This is a genomic window from Flavobacterium frigidimaris (genome assembly GCF_002217275.1).
GTDB lineage: Bacteria > Bacteroidota > Bacteroidia > Flavobacteriales > Flavobacteriaceae > Flavobacterium > Flavobacterium aquidurense.
On the sequence record NZ_MUGV01000044.1, the window covers coordinates 70,651 to 87,955 of the forward strand.

Here is a 17,305-nt window from a genome sequence, read left to right on the forward strand (position 1 = left end):
GGATTCCAATGGAAGAATGTCGTTTTTGTAAAATAATAGGAGGAGATCGAATCAAAGAAGAAATTATTTTTGAAAATGAATTATTTATAGTTCTTACTGATAAATACCGGCAAACAAGCATTGGTTCTATTTGTTTATTAATTCCTAAAAAACATTACACGAACATTTTAGAACTTTCTGTTGATCATTCAATAGAACTAATTCCTATTCTAAAAAATATAAATTATTCTATGCAAAAGGCATATAGTTGTAAAGGCATTAGAATATGGACAGCAGTGAATAAGGAAGCTGGACAATCAATATTCCATTGTCACATTCATATTGTCCCTTGTAATTCCTTAAAAGATAGAATCATAGCTTCTTTTCCTGGAATTTATGACTTGAAAAGAAGAGTTTTACGACTTGGGAATAATAAGCTTAATGCCGATAGAAATTTTGAATTAGCGAATAAATTGAGATCAGAAATGATAAAACACAATTGTAATGAGTATTAAATCTAACTTAGAAAATATAAAAAATAGTTTACCAGAAAATGTAACTCTAGTTGCCGTTTCTAAAACTAAACCTGTTTCTGACTTAATGCAAGCCTACGAAGCAGGCCAGCGCATTTTTGGAGAAAACAAAATCCAGGAAATGACGGATAAATGGGAAGAAATGCCCAAAGATATTCAATGGCATATGATTGGTCATGTTCAGTCGAATAAGGTCAAATTTATGGCACCATTTGTGAGCTTGATTCATGGTGTAGATAGTTTGAAATTATTGCAGGAAATTAATAAACAAGCAATAAAGAACAATAGAGTTATTGATTGCCTGCTTCAAATGTACATAGCCGAAGAAGAATCTAAGTTTGGCTTGGATGAAAATGAATTAAATGAATTATTATCTTCTCCAGAATTCAAAGAGATGAAAAACATTCGTATCTTAGGGTTAATGGGAATGGCAACTTTTACAGATAACCAAAACCAAATTAAAAAAGAATTTACACATTTGAAATCTATTTTTGATTCAATTCAATCCATCGAAAACGAAAATTTAAAACTAATTACAATTTCAATGGGAATGTCCGGAGACTTCCAGCTTGCCATTGATTGCGGAAGCACAATGGTTAGAATTGGAAGCAGTATCTTTGGAGGAAGATAATTTCAAAAATCAATGACAATATCAAAAGTCAATTACAATAGTATTAATGGAGAAAATTTTCAATTTTGAAGATAGGTTGGTGAGATTTGCAGGAGAATGTATTTTCTTTACAAGACAATTAGAAAAGATATTTGAAAATGAATATTATAAAAATCAATTGATCAGATCATCTGGAGGTGCATCATTAAATTTTGGAGAAGCCCAGGGAACAATAACTGATAAAGATTTTATTTTCAAAGTTTCATTAGTTGTAAAAAGAGTTAAAAGAATCTAGAAACTCATTAAAAATTTTAGATTATATAAAAGAAGGAGATAATGATAAGCGCAATAAACTTCTTATTGAAGTTGAACAATTAATTGCAATTTCATCAAAAATGATACTAAATAAAAAATAATTTTTCAATGACAATTACAATAACAATAACAAAATTCAATTTTTAAAATATTGATTTTTTGACATTGTTATTGATTTTTGATATTGATATTGACATTGAAAATGTACGCAATACTAGACATAGAAACCACTGGAGGCCAGTTTAATGAAGAAGGAATTACTGAAATCGCCATTTATAAATTTGATGGCCATGAAGTAGTTGATCAATTCATTAGTCTTGTTAATCCTGAAATTCCGATTCAGCCTTTTGTGGTGAAATTAACCGGGATAAATAATGCTATGTTGCGTTCTGCTCCTAAATTCTTTGAAGTTGCAAAACGAATCATCGAAATCACCTCAGATTGTATAATTGTAGCACACAACGCTTCTTTTGATTACCGAATTTTACGTACTGAATTCAGACGCCTAGGATATGATTTCGAGGCCAGAACACTTTGTACAGTCGAATTGGCTAAAAAACTAATTCCGGAACAACCTTCTTATAGTTTAGGAAAATTGGTTCGCGCACTTGGTATCCCAATGGCAGATCGCCATCGTGCGAGTGGTGATGCCATGGCAACGACAAAGTTGTTTAAGATGCTTTTAGAAAAAGATCTTGAAAAAACAATTGTAAAAGATTTTATAAAACTGGAAGTTGAAAAAGGTATTGCTCCAAAATTATTAGATTTGGTTGGACAAATGCCAACTAAAACTGGTGTTTACTACATACATAACGAAGGCGGAACTTTAATATATATAGGAAAAAGTCAAAATATCAGAAAAAGAGTAAATCAACATTTTACCGGAATCACAACAAAAAGCAAAAAAATCCAGGCTGAAGTTTTCACCATCACTTATGATGAAACCGGAAGCGAATTAATTGCGCTCTTAAAAGAAAGCGAAGAAGTAAAAATAAACCGACCAAGACATAATCGTGCACAGAAAAAAACAGTATTTCCATTTGCTTTATATGCAGAAAAAGACTCAAATGGCTATTTGAATATAAAACTTCAAAAAGCTGATGGTCGTAAAAAAGAGATTACCTCGTTTGCTTCTTTACAGGAAGGTAAAAATATGCTTTTCAAATTCTCAACGAAGTATCATTTGTGCCAAAAATTAACAGGTTTATATCAAACTAAGAAAGAGTGTTTTCAATATAAAATCAAAGAATGCGATGGTGCTTGTATTGGCGAAGTAAGCCCGGAAATATACAATGCACGCGTACAAGAATTCATTTCTGAACACAGTTTTGAAAACAAAAGCATGATTCTTATCGATCGTGGCCGAAATATAAACGAACGAAGCGCTGTATTAATTGAAAATGGGATTTATAAAGGTTATGCGTTTTACGATTTGAATTATCAGATTACGAATATTGAAATCCTAAAAAACATTTTAATTCCGATGCAAAACAATCGCGATGTAAAAAACATAATTCAAAATTACATGCGCAAAAGCAAATCACTTAAAATTCTTCATTTTTAAAGTATCCTAATTTTAATTATCTTAGTGATATGACACAAATGAAATCCAAATACGAAATCTTTAGAGAAAAAATCAAAGTAATTCTTTACGGAACTGATACCGTTTTAGGCAGGCTTTTCGATCTGGTCTTACTCGGATTAATTTTATTGAGTGTCCTTTTGGTCATGATGGAAACCGTTCAGGGAATCAACCAAAAATACCATTCTCAGCTCATTATGTGCGAATGGGTGATTACCGTCTTCTTTACAATCGAATATATCCTTCGTATCATTTCAATTCAAAAACCAGTTAGATACATCTTCAGTTTTTATGGAATTATCGATTTATTAGCTGTACTCCCAATGTACTTATCAATATTTTTCCCTGGTGCGAGTATTTTATCAGTCGTAAGAGCATTACGTTTTTTCCGCTTATTCAAAATACTTCATATCCCACAAATTTCCCATCAATCCGTTCAATTACGCGAAGCAATCGAAGCCAGCAAAGAAAAAATTCTCGTTTTTATATATTTCGTACTGATTAGTACCGTAATTATCGGTTCAGTTATGTATGTGATAGAAGGCAAAGAAAGCGGTTTTACGAGCATACCGGTTAGCATTTATTGGACTATAGTGACATTGACAACTGTAGGGTATGGAGACATTTCGCCCATAACTCCTTTAGGCCAGTTCGTTGCTTCATTTGTTATGATTTTGGGTTATGGAATTATTGCAGTTCCAACCGGAATTGTAACTGCAGAATTTGCCAAAAACAGTCTTAAAAATAGTACCATTAGCACTAAGAAAGCTTGTGAAAAATGTGGTTCACAAGTCCACTTTGATAATGCAAAATATTGCTACGAATGCGGAACAGAATTACCTAATATTTAATTTATGGAGCTATTTCCAGCTGTACGCTCCAACTCCTCCTTATCTTTGTTGTTTTTTTAAGGTATAAAAGGAGCTTCCGCTGGTCGCTCTTTTATCCCAAAAAAACTAACAAATATAAGTCCGGGGTTTCCACTCCCATCTGGGCTATAAGAAATATGAAATACTTAATTACCATTGTCGGACCAACAGCTATAGGCAAAACAGCCTTAAGCATTGCTTTGGCACAACATTTCAATTGTGAAATAATTTCTTGCGACAGCCGACAATTTTTTAAAGAAATGACGATCGGGACAGCAGTTCCAAATCAGGAAGAGTTAGATTCAGCAAAGCATCATTTTATTCAAAACAAGTCCATTTTCGAAAATTATACTGTTGGTGATTACGAAAAAGAAGCACTTCTAAAATTAGAAGAATTATTTCAGAAGAATGATTTTGCCATTTTAATTGGTGGTTCAGGATTATATGTCGATGCTGTTTTAAAAGGTTTTGACGAATTTCCTGAAATCAAACCAGAAATTCGTTCTGAAGTGAATTCAAATTATGAAAAACTTGGAATCAATTATTTACAAGAGCAATTACAGAATTTAGATCCCGACTATTTTCAAAAAATAACTTTAGAAAATCCACAAACACTTCAAAATCCACAACGAATGATGCGTTTTGTAGAAGTTTGTCTAGGAACCAAAAAACCATATTCTTCCTTTTTAAATCAGAAGAAAAACAACCGAAACTTCATTCCTGTTTTAATTGGTTTAGAAGCAGATAGAAAAGTAATTTATGATCGCATTAACCAGCGCGTTGCTATTATGATGAACCAAGGTTTACTCGAAGAAGCAAAAGCATTGTATTCTAATAAAGCGTTAAATGCGCTCCAAACCGTCGGTTATAGAGAATTATTTAGTTATTTTGACGGAGATTTTACTCTTCCATTTGCAATAGAAGAAATCAAGAAAAATACACGAAGATTTTCCAAAAGACAATTAACCTGGTTCAAGAGAAATGAAAATACGAAATGGTTTGACTATGCAACAGATAGAAAAGAAATCATAAGATACATAGAAAATCTTATCACATAAGAAATCTATTTTCTTTATTCTATATTCTATTCTCTCAGGAAAAATCTAAAATCAACAATCTAACATCTAAAATTTACAATGCCTATATCACCAAACTTCACATCAGTTTTAAGCAAAGACTGGGAAATCAATTTCACGCAATGCACGCCAAACGGTTATTTAAAATACACTGATTTGTGTAATATTTTACAATTAACCGCAGCTGCACATTCTGAAGTTGGAGGCATCAGTTTCTTTGATATGCAGGAATTTCATCAAGCCTGGGTTTTAAGCCGAATGAGAGTTGAGATTTCAGAATTGCCGAAATGGCAGCATGTTGTTACTGTAAAAACATGGATTAACAGTTTAGAGAATTCACGTTCTGTTCGTGCATTAGAAATGTATGTGAATGGTAAAAAGATAGTAGGCTGCGAAACGTATTGGGCCGTTTTTAACACACAATTACGTCGTCCGGAACCTTTGGCTTTGCCGTATGAACACTTTGAATTATTTCCTGAAAACAGAGCCACTTCTGAAGGTTTTTCTAAAATCAATATCAATCATGAAAAAGAAGCGGTTTTTGAAAAAACAGTTTATTTATCTGATTTAGATATTGTAAACCATGTTAATAATGTCAAATATTTAGAATGGTGCCTTGATCATGTTGATCCAAAAAGAATTCTGAAACAGGAAGTAAAAAGCTTTGAAATGAATTTTATGAAAGAGTTATCTCTAAAAGATAATGTTGTTATTCATGAAAGTGAAGACGATGATCACACTACAGCAACATTCAGCATAACCAAGAACGAAAAAACCTGTTTTGCTTTAGAATTGCATTGGAAATAATATTATTTGATATTGGAGATTATGTAGAGTCCCTACGAGACAAATATTCTTTTTCTAATACTATTTTCTACCAATATGTAATCTCTACGAAGTATTTTATTACAAGTCAACTATTGGCGACAAACGAAGTAAAATCATACAAATATCAATTTATTTCATCCAAATGCTCCGTTAGGAGTTAAATAATGGTAGAAAATATTGGTAAAATAAATTTAGTATACCAATAGAGTGTCCCGTAGGGACTGCATATTTATTATGCTATAAATGCAAAACGATGCCATTCAAATTTGAATGGCATCGTTTTTTTTCTACTAAAATTATTATGATTTCTTTTTTGAATCCTTTATTGATTTACTAGGCTTCTTTTTCTTTTTCAGCAACTCCATTTTAACTTTGATTCTTTTCTCAACTTCACTAATATCAGAATCAAAAGCAAAGTGCAAATTGCAAAGTTTAGCATTTTTAATTTCCCTAAGTGCATTTTTAAATTGATGTTGCACTTCTAAAAGGATAGCTTTCTTCACATATATATCAGATTTATTGATCCCTTTAATTGTCAAAGCAAAATCAATCAACTTTTGCGCTTCTTCATAATCTTCATTTAAAATTAAAGTTTGCAAATAATGCGGATACACTTCAAGTGCATGAATATTTATGGCAAGAGCCTGTTGAAAATAAGATTTAGCCTCTTCATAATTCCATAATTGTTCTGCTTGAATTCTTCCATATAAACACAAAACCATTGTATTTTTATCATCATAAGAAAAAGCATAATCTAGAGATTCAATCGTTTCTTCAAGCGAATATGGATAATTATCCAAAGCCTGAAAAAGGTATTTATCAATTGTTTTCATTTTATGTGTTGCTATTTATTGTTTTCTTTTGGTCACATTTAATTCGCACATCATGATTGTTTTCTGCAACCAACTTTTTAATTATGCTCATTTCGTAAATCTTGTTTTAATTTCTGACGAATTCCTTTATAACCTTTCTCTACTTTATTTTTTTTGAAATCACTTCCTGTAAAAACTCTAACGGGATTTCCTCGCTCAATATTAAGCTGGTTTTCCCATTGTTTACCTACATGATTCTTAAGTTGGGCTAGTTTTTCGTCTTCTAATTTTTTTAATAATCTTTCTTTTGCCAGTTTTTTGTTTTGGTGTTGCGATCGGCTGTCCATCGAAACTACAGCGATTCCCGTCGGAATGTGAGTCGCTCTTATTGCTGAACTCACTTTATTTACGTGCTGTCCACCAGCTCCTGAACTTCGCATGGCCTGATATTGAATATCGTTTTCCGAAACTAGCGCACCTTTCTGTGGATCAATTTCAAAAACACCAATAAACCAATTCTTGCGTTTGTGCATTTTCCGAAACTGACTCTGCCCAATCCACTGAATTGTTCCTAGCCACGATTTTACAAATTGATCTGCTTTTTCTCCTTTTACAGCAATTGACGCAGTTTCAACAGTTCCATTTTCCTGACCACCTTCTCTTTGTAACAGAACAGTTTCTAATTGTTGTTCCTGCGCTTCTTCCAAAACTTTTTTAAGCACTTGGGCAACTACCCAAGTGCATTCTGCAGGTCCGCGACCTGCTGTTATCTGAATTATTTTTTCCACTTTTAATTTCTTTTTATCGGTCCATTCTAACAATTTTTGGAGTAAAAGTTCCCAGAACTTCAACCAAATCCGTTTGATTTCCCATCACTTTTGTAATGTCTTTGTAAGCCATTGGAGCCTCATCAATATTTCCTCCAATCAAGGTTACATCATTGGCTTTCAAAACCTTTTTTATTTCGCTTTGCGTAAAAGTGCTTTTACATTTTGCTCTCGAAAATAAACGACCAGCTCCATGCGAAGCCGAGTTTAAACTTTCAGCATTGCCTTTTCCTTTCACAATATAACCAGGTGCAGTCATAGATCCGGGAATAATTCCCAATTGACCTTCTGCCGCTGGGGTTGCTCCTTTTCTGTGTACAATACATTCCTGGCCGTTTACCATTTCTTTCCATGCAAAATTGTGATGATTTTCGATATTTACTACCACTCTTTTTCCAATAGCTTTAGCAATTCTTCTATGAATATCATCATGACAGGCTTTAGCATATTCTCCAGCCAAATTCATTGCCAGCCAATATTCCTGACCATCGTGCGTATTCAAATCTAACCAGGCCAAATGCTGCACATTTTTAGGCAACGGACATTGTTTTGTCGCCAGATAGGTATAATGTTTAGCAATATTAGCGCCTAATCCTCGGGAGCCACTGTGTGACAGAACAGCAAAATACTCACCAGCTCCAATCTTCCACTCATTCTCAGGATTCTCAATTTTTGCAATTCCAAATTCCACAAAATGGTTTCCTCCGCCAGAACTTCCCAATTGTTTGTAAGCTTTAGGTAAAAGATTCCTTAATAACGGAATATCCTGAAACTCACTTTTGTAAAAAACTTCATGATCTACTCTTGAAGCATGAACCTCATTCATTCCAAACTTGGTATTATCTTTTAAAATCGCTTCTAATTGATGTTCTTTTCCTTTAAAATGCGATGCTGGTAAATCAAAAATCGAAAGACTCATTCGGCAACCGATGTCTACTCCAACTCCGTATGGAATCACAGCATTATCTGTCGCCAAAACTCCGCCAATTGGTAATCCATAACCTGAATGTGCGTCTGGCATTAAAGCTCCAGCAACTGAAATTGGTAACTTCAAAGAATCAAACAATTGAAATTTTGCTTGTTGATCAATCTCATTTTCTCCAAAAATGGTAAAAGGTGCCCGTGTGTTTTTCAACTGACGCATTCTTACCTGAACAGGATTTATCAAACCTTCAGCTACTTTACCCCAAGTTCCGTTTCCTTCAAACTTTTCCGGATGAAGCAAAACCTCTTTAGCTTCTGTTAGAATAGATTCTTTTTTTTCTCTTTTTCTATATCTGTTTATTTGCCCTAAGGCAATGTTTATTGCATTGTTTTTTGGAAAGCCTAATTTAATCAGGTCTTTTCCGGATAATTTATTTCCCATAAATTTTTAATTATTCTTATTATTTTTTTGCAAACCGATGCTCGTTAAAACTGAAAAGTTCGAACAAAACATAAGCGTACCTAATTTTCATCCTTTCGGATAAATAATGAAACTGTTATTCGGGAAAATTTGAAGTGTCTAGAATAAAAAAAGCCCGAAAATAAATGTCTTCGGGCTTTTTATATATCTAAAAATGAATTTCTAAGATTGAAATAAGCCACGAAGAAGCGCAGCACCAAATCCGTTTGGTGTGAAGCTTTGTGATGTTGATGTAAGTACAAACATTTCTCTTCGTTTTATAGGGTTATTATTTTTTTTCGTCTGCAAATATTCATAATTGTTTTTTGATTTTCCAAATTTATTTTAAGAAAATTCATGTAAAAATATTTTCAACACTAAAACTCATCAATAAATACAAATCTAAACAACTAACAATAAGCAACTTAAAATTTAAATCCTTAAAAAATAAAAGGCAAAAAAAAGCTCTGATTTCTCAGAGCTTTACTATTTTATTAGTTTGGTGAATTTTGTTATTCAGTGACTTTGCTTTTAACAACTAATCTGAAACCTTCTCCGTGAATGTTAAGAATCTCAACATCTTCGTCTGCTTTTAGATATTTTCTAAGTTTAGCGATGTAAACGTCCATACTTCTTGAAGTAAAGTAGTTGTCATCTCTCCAGATTTTTGTTAACGCTAACTCTCTTGGCATTAAATCATTTTCATGAAGAATCAACATTTTAAGCAATTCGTTCTCTTTTGGAGATAATTTTATTGGCTCGTCATTTTCAAAAGTCAAAAATCTAAGTTTAGAATTTAAATGGAATTTACCAATGTTAAACTCAAACTGAACCTGCTCTGCTTTTGTATCTGCAGACTTTCTTTGAATAATTGCTTTTATCTTCATCAATAAAACTTCTGAATCAAAAGGTTTATTCAAATAATCATCAGCACCAGCTTTATAACCTTTTAACACATCCTCCTTCATAGATTTTGCAGTTAAGAAGATAATAGGCACTTCACTATTCTTTTCTCTAATTTCTTTGGCTAAAGTATAACCATCTTTATAAGGCATCATCACATCAAGAATACATAAATCATATACATCCTTCTTGAATTTTTCGAAACCTTCCATACCGTTTTTAGCTAAAGTAACTTCAAAGTCATTTAACATTAGATAATCTTTAAGAACTGCCCCAAAATTAAGGTCATCTTCTACTAAAAGTATTCTTTTGTTATTATTTTCCATATTTTAATTTATTAATGGTATTTTTATTATAAAGGTGCTACCTTTTCCTTTTTCGCTTTCAACATATACTTGACCATTGTGATCTTCAACTATTCGTTTTACATAAGCCAGACCCAAACCATGTCCTTTTACATTATGTAAATCTCCTGTATGTTCTCTGTAAAATTTCTCAAAAACTCTTTTCTGAGCTATTTTACTCATACCAAGACCATTATCTTTTACTTTTATCAGAATCATATCTTTGATATTTTCTGTAAAAATTTCAATTTCAGGAACATCCGGAGAATATTTTATAGCATTTTCTAAAATGTTTACCAAAACGTTTGTAAAATGCACTTCATTTACCAAACATGTTGTTCTTGAAGCATTAAAATGTTTTACAACCGTACCATGCCTATCTTCTAAAATTAAATTTACATGTTCAATTGCATCATCGATAATATCATGAATTGCAGTTGGTTCTTTTGTAATATCCAATTCTCTTTTTTCTAATTTAGAGATGCGCAGAACGTTTTCAACCTGAGCATGCATTCTTTTATTTTCATCCCTAATCATTTGCAGATAACGAAAGACTTTCTCTTTATCTTCAATAATTTTAGGATTTCTAATTGCATCAAGCGCTAAATTTATAGTTGCAATTGGAGTTTTAAACTCATGCGTCATATTATTTATAAAATCTGTTTTAATTTCAGAAATATGTTTTTGTCGCAACAATTGGTTTAATGCACTTGTATAAGCAATTATAATAATAAGCGTAAATACAATTGATAATATTGTAATACTTAATAATTCTGATAACAAAAATTTCTTTTTATAAGGAAAAGTGATATATAATTCATACTTACTATTTCCTTCATTATCAGTATATATCGGAATATGATAACTTGCATCTTTATCAAAATGAAATCCATCCGATTTTACTTTTGTAGGCAAACCACTATTCAAAACACCGAATTCAAATTTGGTTTTTACACCATATTCTTCTAATTCCTTTTTCAATAATTTATTAAGCTTGTCTTTTGTAATTCTTCCTTCAATAGGTGTCAAAGACGCAATATCTTTGTATTGAATTTGTTGCTGTACTTTATTTAAAATATCTAAACTTCCTGATTTTTCGATTTTTAAATCCGGAATAATACTTTGTCCTAAAGCATTATTATCAATGCCATTATTGTTATTGTAAACTTCTGTTACACGCTTTGAACTGAAGTTTTTAAATCGTTCACTACTGAATTTTTTATTAAAAAGCGAACCGCTTATATCATAATCTTCAGAGGTTAATGTATTCGAATAAACAATTGTTTTATTTGTTTTGGTATTTCTTTGCACATAAAGAACTTCCAGTAAATCTTCTTTTTTAGGAATTTTACCAGTACTGTCTTTTATACGATTGTATTTATCATAAAAACTATATTCTTCCTGCTGTTCTAGTTTATCAGCAACATTACCAATTACCTGGGTAACGTGGTATTTAAATTGTTCGTCATTATTTTTGAACGAAGAGTTGAACCAAAATACTTGAACAAGTATTATCCCAATAAGAGACAAACTCATAAGCAAAACAAGTATTCTAAAAAATAATTTATTCATCGAAACAAAATTAATATTTTAACAATATACTAAATAATACATTAACCAAATATTAACATTTAAGACTGATTTTGTTTAATATCTAAAATTTTAAGAATTTTAACAACTTCTTCCTTAGCAATTTTAAGATTTACGTTATTAATAACAAAATTGCTTCTGGAAATTCGATCTTCATCCTTCCATTGCATTTGCATTCTGCTTAAAACTTGCGCTGGGGTGGTATTATCGCGTTTTAAGACTCTGTCAATTCTAATATCTTCTGGTGCGGTTACTGTTATAATATAATCGCACTCTTTATATCGGCCACTTTCAAATAATATAGCGGCTTCATAAATTATGTATTCGTAATTCTTATGCTGCAATAACCATACCTCAAAATCCTTTTTTACAGCTGGGTGGACTATTGCATTTAATTTAGCTAACTTTTCCTTGTCGTTAAATACAATTTCAGCAAGTTTAGCTCTGTTTAAAATATTATTTTCAAAAACGCTTTCTCCAAATACATCTTTTACTTCATTTATAACATAATCCAATTGCATTGCTACCCTTGCACCATTATCGGCTATATAGACAGGAACTCCCATTTCTGCAAAATAATTGGCAATAGTTGTTTTTCCACTACCAATTCCTCCTGTTAAACCGATAACCTTTGTCATATTATATTTTAAAAAACATACGCGGAAAAGCTTCTTGTGGTTTTTTCTTTAAAAGAATGATTTTTATAAATGATTTTAAAAATCCCATTCCATAACCATAGAATTGTTTCCAAACTGCAATTACTGATAAGTATCCTATTTTAACACTTTTATTTCGAACACTTGCTGTAAGAAAAATTACAACGAAATATACGAAATATAATTGTAATAAAATATCAATATTGAAAATTAATAGTAAAAAAGCTAATAATAATCCGAGTATAAAAACCGTTGGAAAGAAAAAAGTAATTTTATTATGCTCTGGATACCAACTATTTAATATTGGTCTTGCAATTCCAAACTTATGTACCTGAATAGAAAATTTCTCCCAATCTATTCTACGTTTATGATAGACATAGGCTTCAGAAAACAATCTGGTTTCAAAACCTAAATTCCATAAACGAATTGATAAATCTGGATCTTCACCTGGATGAATATTTCCAAATCCTTTTGATGCTTCAAAAGCCTTTTTAGAAATTCCCATATTGAAACTTCTTGGCTGAAACTTATTTATTTTCTCAGAACCACCACGTATTCCTCCAGTCGTCAAAAACGAAGTCATTGCAAAATTGATCGCCTTTTGTATATCAGAAAAGCTATCCAATGCTTTATCTGGCCCACCAAAACAATCCACATATTCTTCATTTATCGCTTTACGCACTTCAGTTAAGTAATTAGGCGGAATAATACAATCTGAATCAAAGATGATAAAATAATCACCCCTTGCCTTTTGCATTCCAAAATTCCTCGAATCTCCCGGACCTGAATTTTCTTTAAAATAATAAGAAATATTCAATTTCCCCTGATAAGTCATTACAACATCTTTACATGGAATCGACGAACCATCCTCAACAAGTACAATTTCGAAAGGTTCATTATAATCAGATTTCGAGAGACTTTCTAAAAGTTCATCAACTTCATCCGGACGATTATACACGGGTATAATTAAAGAAAAAATCATAATGGGATGTGCGTATTAAAGTGGCAATTTTTTTAATTTCAAAATTTTAACAAAGATATACTATATTCATAAAAAAACCACCAACTTTAGGTTGATGGTTTTTATTTATAGTAATACGTTCTTATTTGATACTTTCAATATTTACAACTTCATTTGCTTCAGCTTTATAATCAACTCCGGCAAATTCAAATCCAAATAAGTTTAAGAAATCATTTCTATATCCTGCTAAATCTCCAATAGCCGGCAATGTTTCGGTAGTAGCTTCTTCCCAAAGTTTTGCCACTTTTGCCTGAACATCATCACGCATTTCCCAATCATCAATTCTGATTCTGCCTTTTTCATCAACAAGAATTGGTGATCCAGTATATAATCTGTCCTGGAACAAACGTTGAATTTGCTCAATACAACCTTCGTGAATTCCTTCTTCTTTCATAATTTTATATAAAAGAGAAATATACAATGGAATTACCGGAATTGCAGAACTAGCCTGAGTAACCAAAGCTTTGTTTACAGAAACATAAGCCTGTCCTCCGATAGATTTTAAACTATCTGTAATAGAAAAAGCAGTAGCCTCTAAATGATCTTTCGCGCGTCCGATTGTACCTTTACGGTAAACTGCTTCAGTTAATGATGGCCCAATATAAGAATAAGCTACTGTTGTAGCACCTTCAGCCAATAAATTTTCATCTTTTAAGGCATCCATCCACATTGCCCAGTCTTCACCTCCCATTACGGCTACAGTATTCTCTATATCTTCCTCATTTGCAGGAGCAATAGAAACTTCCGTAACATTTCCTGTATGAAAATCTACTGTTTTATTTGTAAAAGTTTGTCCAATTGGTTTTAAAGTCGAACGATGCAATACGCCTGTATTAGGGTTTGTACGCACTGGTGAAGCCAAACTATAAATAACCAAATCAACCTGACCTAAATCAGCTTTAATTAAATCTAGTGTTTGTCTTTTTATTTCATTTGAAAATGCATCTCCATTGATACTTTTTGCATAAAGACCAGCCTTGTGAGCTTCAGTTTCAAAAGCAGCAGAATTATACCAACCCGGAGAAGCCGTTTTACCTTCAACTGGTGGTTTTTCAAAAAATACTCCAATAGTTGCAGCATCAGATCCAAAAGCACTTGTAATTCTTGACGCTAATCCAAAACCTGTTGAAGCTCCAATAACCAATACTTTTTTTGCACCGGCAATTGATCCTTTTGATTTTATATATTCTATTTGATTTTTAACATTTTGCTCGGCTCCTTTTGGGTGTGCTGTCAAGCAAATAAAGCCTCTCATTCTAGGTTCTATGATCATATTTTTATTGTTTATCGTTCATTTGCTAACCATTAAAGTGAGGTAAATGATTAGTTTATTTACGCTTATTGATTTAGTTTTAAGATGACAAATATAAAGTATTTCTTTAGTTCAACAAGGCTTTGGCATGATTTAAAGCCGAATCTGAGACAACTGCACCAGATAACATCTGGGCTATTTCGATAACTCTTTCGTCCTGAGACAGAAGCTTTAATTCTGATTGCGTATCATCATCAACAGTTGATTTGAATACTTTGAAATGTGAATCGCCTTTTGCTGCTATTTGCGGTAGATGTGTAATAGCAAAAATCTGCATTTTAGCACTCATTTCTTTCATAATTTCCCCCATCCTGATAGCAATTTCCCCAGAAACTCCTGTATCAATTTCATCAAATATTAAAGTAGGAAGCTTAGAATATTGTGCTAAAATTGCTTTAACAGCCAACATAATACGTGACATTTCTCCTCCTGAAGCTACTTTTTTCAATAATCCAAAATCAGTTCCTTTATTGGCAGAGAATAAAAATTGCAATTCATCTTTTCCATTTTGGAAATAGGTTTCTGATGGCAAAAGTTCCATTTTAAAACGAACATTTGGCATCCCTAAAGTTTCTAAAATTGAAATTAATTTATTTGATAAAACCGGAATTGCATTTGCTCTGTTTTGATGAATTAAAGCTGAAAAAGCATCTAATTCTTCTACTTTTATTGCTATTGAATTTGTCAATAAAGTGATTTCTTCTTCAATATTCCCTAATTCAATAACCGCATTTTCTAAATTAGCCTGAATTTGCAGTAATTCATCAACAGAAATCACCTGATGTTTCTTCTGTAAATTATAAATCAATTGCAATTTCTGGTTTGTAAGTTCCAGTTTTTCAGGATCATTTAATAATTTCTCAGAAACGTTTTGTAACTCTCTTGAAACATCATCAAATTCGATTGCAACACTCGTTACCCTTTCAAATAAACTTTGATATTCTGTCGAAAATGGAGCGATTTTTTGAAGTGATGCTTTTATTTCATTCAGATTATGAAAAACTCCAAATTGTTCTTCATTTGCAATAATTAAAGACTTATCTATTGATTCTTTTATAACTTCAACGTTGTTTAGCTTTTCAAATTCAGCTTCCAATTCTTCTTGTTCACCTGATTTTAATTTAGCAGCTATCAATTCGTTCAGTAAAAAAGTATTATACTCCTGCTCTTTTCCTGAATCACTTTGTTTTTTCAACAAAGCGTTCAATTTTGATTTATCTGATTTATATCCTTTCAACAACTTTTGATAAGAAGTAATCACATCAAAATTATTTGCAATAGCATCAATTATTTTAAACTGAACAGTTTCATCTGATAATTCCTGAGTTTGCTGTTGCGAGTGAATATCAATCAAAAACAAACTTAAATCTTGTAATTCCTGAAGATTTACCGGGCTATCATTAATAAAAGCACGGGATTTTCCTGAAGGCAAAATTTCGCGTCTTATAATGGTGTCGTCTTCATAATCAAGATCATTTGCTTCAAAAAACTCTTTTAAGTTGTATTTAGAAATTTCAAATTGTGCTTCTATAATACATTTCTCTTCTTTATTTTTTAAAGAAGTTAAATCTGCTCTTTTTCCTAAAACTAATCCCAAAGCACCTAAAATAATAGATTTCCCGGCACCGGTTTCACCTGTAATTATAGAAAAGCCTTTTGAAAAATCTATTGATAATTTTTCAATCAGAGCATAGTTTTTAATTGACAGGGAAGTAATCATAGGATAAAAATGTAAATTATAGAAGTTAATAAAATATTGAAATCGAAAAGTAATTAATATTTAATTTGTGACCACTTTGTAGAATTCAGAGGCGAAACTTTATTCAAAACATCAGACATATCAGTTACCGTAATACTTGGTCCTCCTGAAAAGATAGAAACAATCTCATCTGACTTGGCATCGAAAAATACCCGGGTTAAAAAAGCATTTGGTTTAACCGAATTAAATTTTCCGATAAGTAGTATTGAAGATTTTATTCTTTCTTTAGCACCTTTTAAATCATCACTCATCTTATCTAACCCACTGTGATATAAAAATGTAACCTGACGTAAATCACTATACATTGGCGAAATCATATCTGTTATTAAATAATAACGATTCTGAATTCCATCAGCCTGGCTCCAACCTTTGTAACCACCTTGCTGTGCTACATTTGCAATGTTCTGTGCCGTTTCAAGATATTGATTTCCTGCTCCCATTTGAAACGAATCTGCATCCATACCTAAAATCAAATAGCTGTAAAAAGAAACAACAGATACTAAATTTGACTCAAAAGTGGTAGGATTAAACAACAATGGTTCATATTCCGTGTAACGAAAACTAAAATCTTTGTCGTTAAAATTGAATATAGGAGAAGAGTATGTTGAATTAAAAATCAACCTGGACGATTGTATCTGAATTGTTCCTGAAAACTGATCCGAATTATTTGATGACAATGTAATATACATTGAACAATTGATACGCTCGTTCTGTTTTAGCACTGACCCTGTCCAGTCTGTTTTATTCACAAATTCAGACAAAGATGTCTGAAGTGTTTTAAAAACCTGCTGATTAGGATTTGGCAACCTTTCAGTGTTTATAGTTACGGTACAATTTAGCTGTTGTGCTTGTGTAAAGCCAAAAATCAAAAACACTAAAAGAGTAACTATTTTTTTCATAGAAAG

17 protein-coding genes are annotated in these 17,305 nt (G+C 31.9%); 7 read left to right on the forward strand and 10 right to left on the reverse strand.

Features of this window, described 5'->3' with window-relative positions; translation table 11 throughout:
• Nucleotides 1–8 precede the first annotated feature (8 nt).
• From B0A65_RS21665 to B0A65_RS21695, 7 genes are all read left to right on the forward strand, one after another.
• Nucleotides 9–494 (forward strand): HIT family protein, encoded by a 486-nt coding sequence (locus B0A65_RS21665; RefSeq protein WP_074657586.1) that lies wholly within the window; start codon nt 9–11, stop codon nt 492–494.
• Nucleotides 484–1,143, forward strand: coding sequence for a YggS family pyridoxal phosphate-dependent enzyme (locus B0A65_RS21670; RefSeq protein WP_074657583.1), 660 nt, complete (start codon nt 484–486; stop codon nt 1,141–1,143). Before B0A65_RS21665 ends, B0A65_RS21670 begins: the two co-directional genes overlap by 11 nt.
• A 46-nt stretch (nt 1,144–1,189) precedes the next feature.
• On the forward strand, nt 1,190–1,417 hold the full coding sequence (locus B0A65_RS21675; protein ID WP_242670333.1) for a four helix bundle protein: 228 nt from the start codon (nt 1,190–1,192) through the stop codon (nt 1,415–1,417).
• A 222-nt stretch (nt 1,418–1,639) separates the two neighbouring features.
• Nucleotides 1,640–3,001 (forward strand): exonuclease domain-containing protein, encoded by a 1,362-nt coding sequence (locus B0A65_RS21680; RefSeq protein ID WP_074657579.1) that lies wholly within the window; start codon nt 1,640–1,642, stop codon nt 2,999–3,001.
• A gap of 29 nt (nt 3,002–3,030) precedes the next feature.
• The gene (locus B0A65_RS21685) at nt 3,031–3,870 is read left to right on the forward strand and encodes an ion transporter (protein ID WP_074657577.1); all 840 of its coding nucleotides are present in this window, start codon (nt 3,031–3,033) and stop codon (nt 3,868–3,870) included.
• Nucleotides 3,871–4,025: 155 nt separating this feature from the next.
• Entirely contained in the window at nt 4,026–4,946 is a 921-nt protein-coding gene (gene miaA / locus B0A65_RS21690; protein ID WP_074657575.1) for a tRNA (adenosine(37)-N6)-dimethylallyltransferase MiaA, read from the forward strand.
• 78 nt (nt 4,947–5,024) lie between these two features.
• The gene (locus B0A65_RS21695; RefSeq protein WP_074657572.1) at nt 5,025–5,771 is read left to right on the forward strand and encodes an acyl-[acyl-carrier-protein] thioesterase; all 747 of its coding nucleotides are present in this window, start codon (nt 5,025–5,027) and stop codon (nt 5,769–5,771) included.
• Between the two features lie 320 nt (nt 5,772–6,091).
• Here B0A65_RS21695 and B0A65_RS21700 read toward each other — a convergent pair whose 3' ends face one another.
• The 10 genes from B0A65_RS21700 to porD all read right to left on the reverse strand — a co-directional run bounded on the left by B0A65_RS21700 (nt 6,092) and on the right by porD (nt 17,299).
• Nucleotides 6,092–6,625, reverse strand: a complete 534-nt coding sequence (locus tag B0A65_RS21700; RefSeq protein ID WP_074657569.1) for a hypothetical protein — start codon at nt 6,623–6,625, stop codon at nt 6,092–6,094.
• Between the two features lie 77 nt (nt 6,626–6,702).
• Complete coding sequence (gene prfH, locus B0A65_RS21705) at nt 6,703–7,392, reverse strand: peptide chain release factor H (RefSeq protein ID WP_074658310.1); 690 nt, start codon at nt 7,390–7,392, stop codon at nt 6,703–6,705.
• Nucleotides 7,393–7,405: 13 nt separating this feature from the next.
• The gene (locus tag B0A65_RS21710; protein ID WP_074657566.1) at nt 7,406–8,797 is read right to left on the reverse strand and encodes an RtcB family protein; all 1,392 of its coding nucleotides are present in this window, start codon (nt 8,795–8,797) and stop codon (nt 7,406–7,408) included.
• A gap of 530 nt (nt 8,798–9,327) precedes the next feature.
• Nucleotides 9,328–10,044, reverse strand: a complete 717-nt coding sequence (locus B0A65_RS21715) for a response regulator transcription factor (RefSeq protein WP_026985497.1) — start codon at nt 10,042–10,044, stop codon at nt 9,328–9,330.
• Between the two features lie 3 nt (nt 10,045–10,047).
• Nucleotides 10,048–11,634 (reverse strand): sensor histidine kinase, encoded by a 1,587-nt coding sequence (locus B0A65_RS21720; protein ID WP_074657563.1) that lies wholly within the window; start codon nt 11,632–11,634, stop codon nt 10,048–10,050.
• Nucleotides 11,635–11,693: 59 nt separating this feature from the next.
• Nucleotides 11,694–12,290, reverse strand: coding sequence for a dephospho-CoA kinase (coaE, locus tag B0A65_RS21725; RefSeq protein WP_074657559.1), 597 nt, complete (start codon nt 12,288–12,290; stop codon nt 11,694–11,696).
• A gap of 1 nt (nt 12,291) precedes the next feature.
• Entirely contained in the window at nt 12,292–13,290 is a 999-nt protein-coding gene (locus B0A65_RS21730) for a glycosyltransferase (RefSeq protein WP_074657557.1), read from the reverse strand.
• 121 nt (nt 13,291–13,411) lie between these two features.
• Complete coding sequence (gene fabV, locus B0A65_RS21735; RefSeq protein WP_074657554.1) at nt 13,412–14,602, reverse strand: enoyl-ACP reductase FabV; 1,191 nt, start codon at nt 14,600–14,602, stop codon at nt 13,412–13,414.
• Between the two features lie 106 nt (nt 14,603–14,708).
• Nucleotides 14,709–16,361, reverse strand: coding sequence for a DNA repair protein RecN (gene recN / locus B0A65_RS21740; protein ID WP_074657551.1), 1,653 nt, complete (start codon nt 16,359–16,361; stop codon nt 14,709–14,711).
• A gap of 53 nt (nt 16,362–16,414) precedes the next feature.
• The gene (gene porD, locus B0A65_RS21745) at nt 16,415–17,299 is read right to left on the reverse strand and encodes a type IX secretion system protein PorD (RefSeq protein ID WP_074657548.1); all 885 of its coding nucleotides are present in this window, start codon (nt 17,297–17,299) and stop codon (nt 16,415–16,417) included.
• Between the last annotated feature and the right edge of the window lie 6 nt (nt 17,300–17,305).

Excerpts from the sequence above, each read along its gene's own strand:
- B0A65_RS21675 (WP_242670333.1), top strand. The coding sequence starts at position 1,190 with ATGGAGAAAATTTTCAATTTTGAAGATAGGTTGGTGAGATTTGCAGGA.
- B0A65_RS21665 (WP_074657586.1), top strand. The coding sequence starts at position 9 with ATGGAAGAATGTCGTTTTTGTAAAATAATAGGAGGAGATCGAATCAAA.
- miaA (WP_074657575.1), top strand. The coding sequence starts at position 4,026 with ATGAAATACTTAATTACCATTGTCGGACCAACAGCTATAGGCAAAACA.
- B0A65_RS21720 (WP_074657563.1), bottom strand. The coding sequence starts at position 11,634 with ATGAATAAATTATTTTTTAGAATACTTGTTTTGCTTATGAGTTTGTCT.
- B0A65_RS21710 (WP_074657566.1), bottom strand. The coding sequence starts at position 8,797 with ATGGGAAATAAATTATCCGGAAAAGACCTGATTAAATTAGGCTTTCCA.
- recN (WP_074657551.1), bottom strand. The coding sequence starts at position 16,361 with ATGATTACTTCCCTGTCAATTAAAAACTATGCTCTGATTGAAAAATTA.
- B0A65_RS21715 (WP_026985497.1), bottom strand. The coding sequence starts at position 10,044 with ATGGAAAATAATAACAAAAGAATACTTTTAGTAGAAGATGACCTTAAT.
- B0A65_RS21670 (WP_074657583.1), top strand. The coding sequence starts at position 484 with ATGAGTATTAAATCTAACTTAGAAAATATAAAAAATAGTTTACCAGAA.
- B0A65_RS21695 (WP_074657572.1), top strand. The coding sequence starts at position 5,025 with ATGCCTATATCACCAAACTTCACATCAGTTTTAAGCAAAGACTGGGAA.
- B0A65_RS21730 (WP_074657557.1), bottom strand. The coding sequence starts at position 13,290 with ATGATTTTTTCTTTAATTATACCCGTGTATAATCGTCCGGATGAAGTT.
- B0A65_RS21680 (WP_074657579.1), top strand. The coding sequence starts at position 1,640 with ATGTACGCAATACTAGACATAGAAACCACTGGAGGCCAGTTTAATGAA.
- B0A65_RS21685 (WP_074657577.1), top strand. The coding sequence starts at position 3,031 with ATGACACAAATGAAATCCAAATACGAAATCTTTAGAGAAAAAATCAAA.
- B0A65_RS21700 (WP_074657569.1), bottom strand. The coding sequence starts at position 6,625 with ATGAAAACAATTGATAAATACCTTTTTCAGGCTTTGGATAATTATCCA.
- coaE (WP_074657559.1), bottom strand. The coding sequence starts at position 12,290 with ATGACAAAGGTTATCGGTTTAACAGGAGGAATTGGTAGTGGAAAAACA.
- porD (WP_074657548.1), bottom strand. The coding sequence starts at position 17,299 with ATGAAAAAAATAGTTACTCTTTTAGTGTTTTTGATTTTTGGCTTTACA.
- fabV (WP_074657554.1), bottom strand. The coding sequence starts at position 14,602 with ATGATCATAGAACCTAGAATGAGAGGCTTTATTTGCTTGACAGCACAC.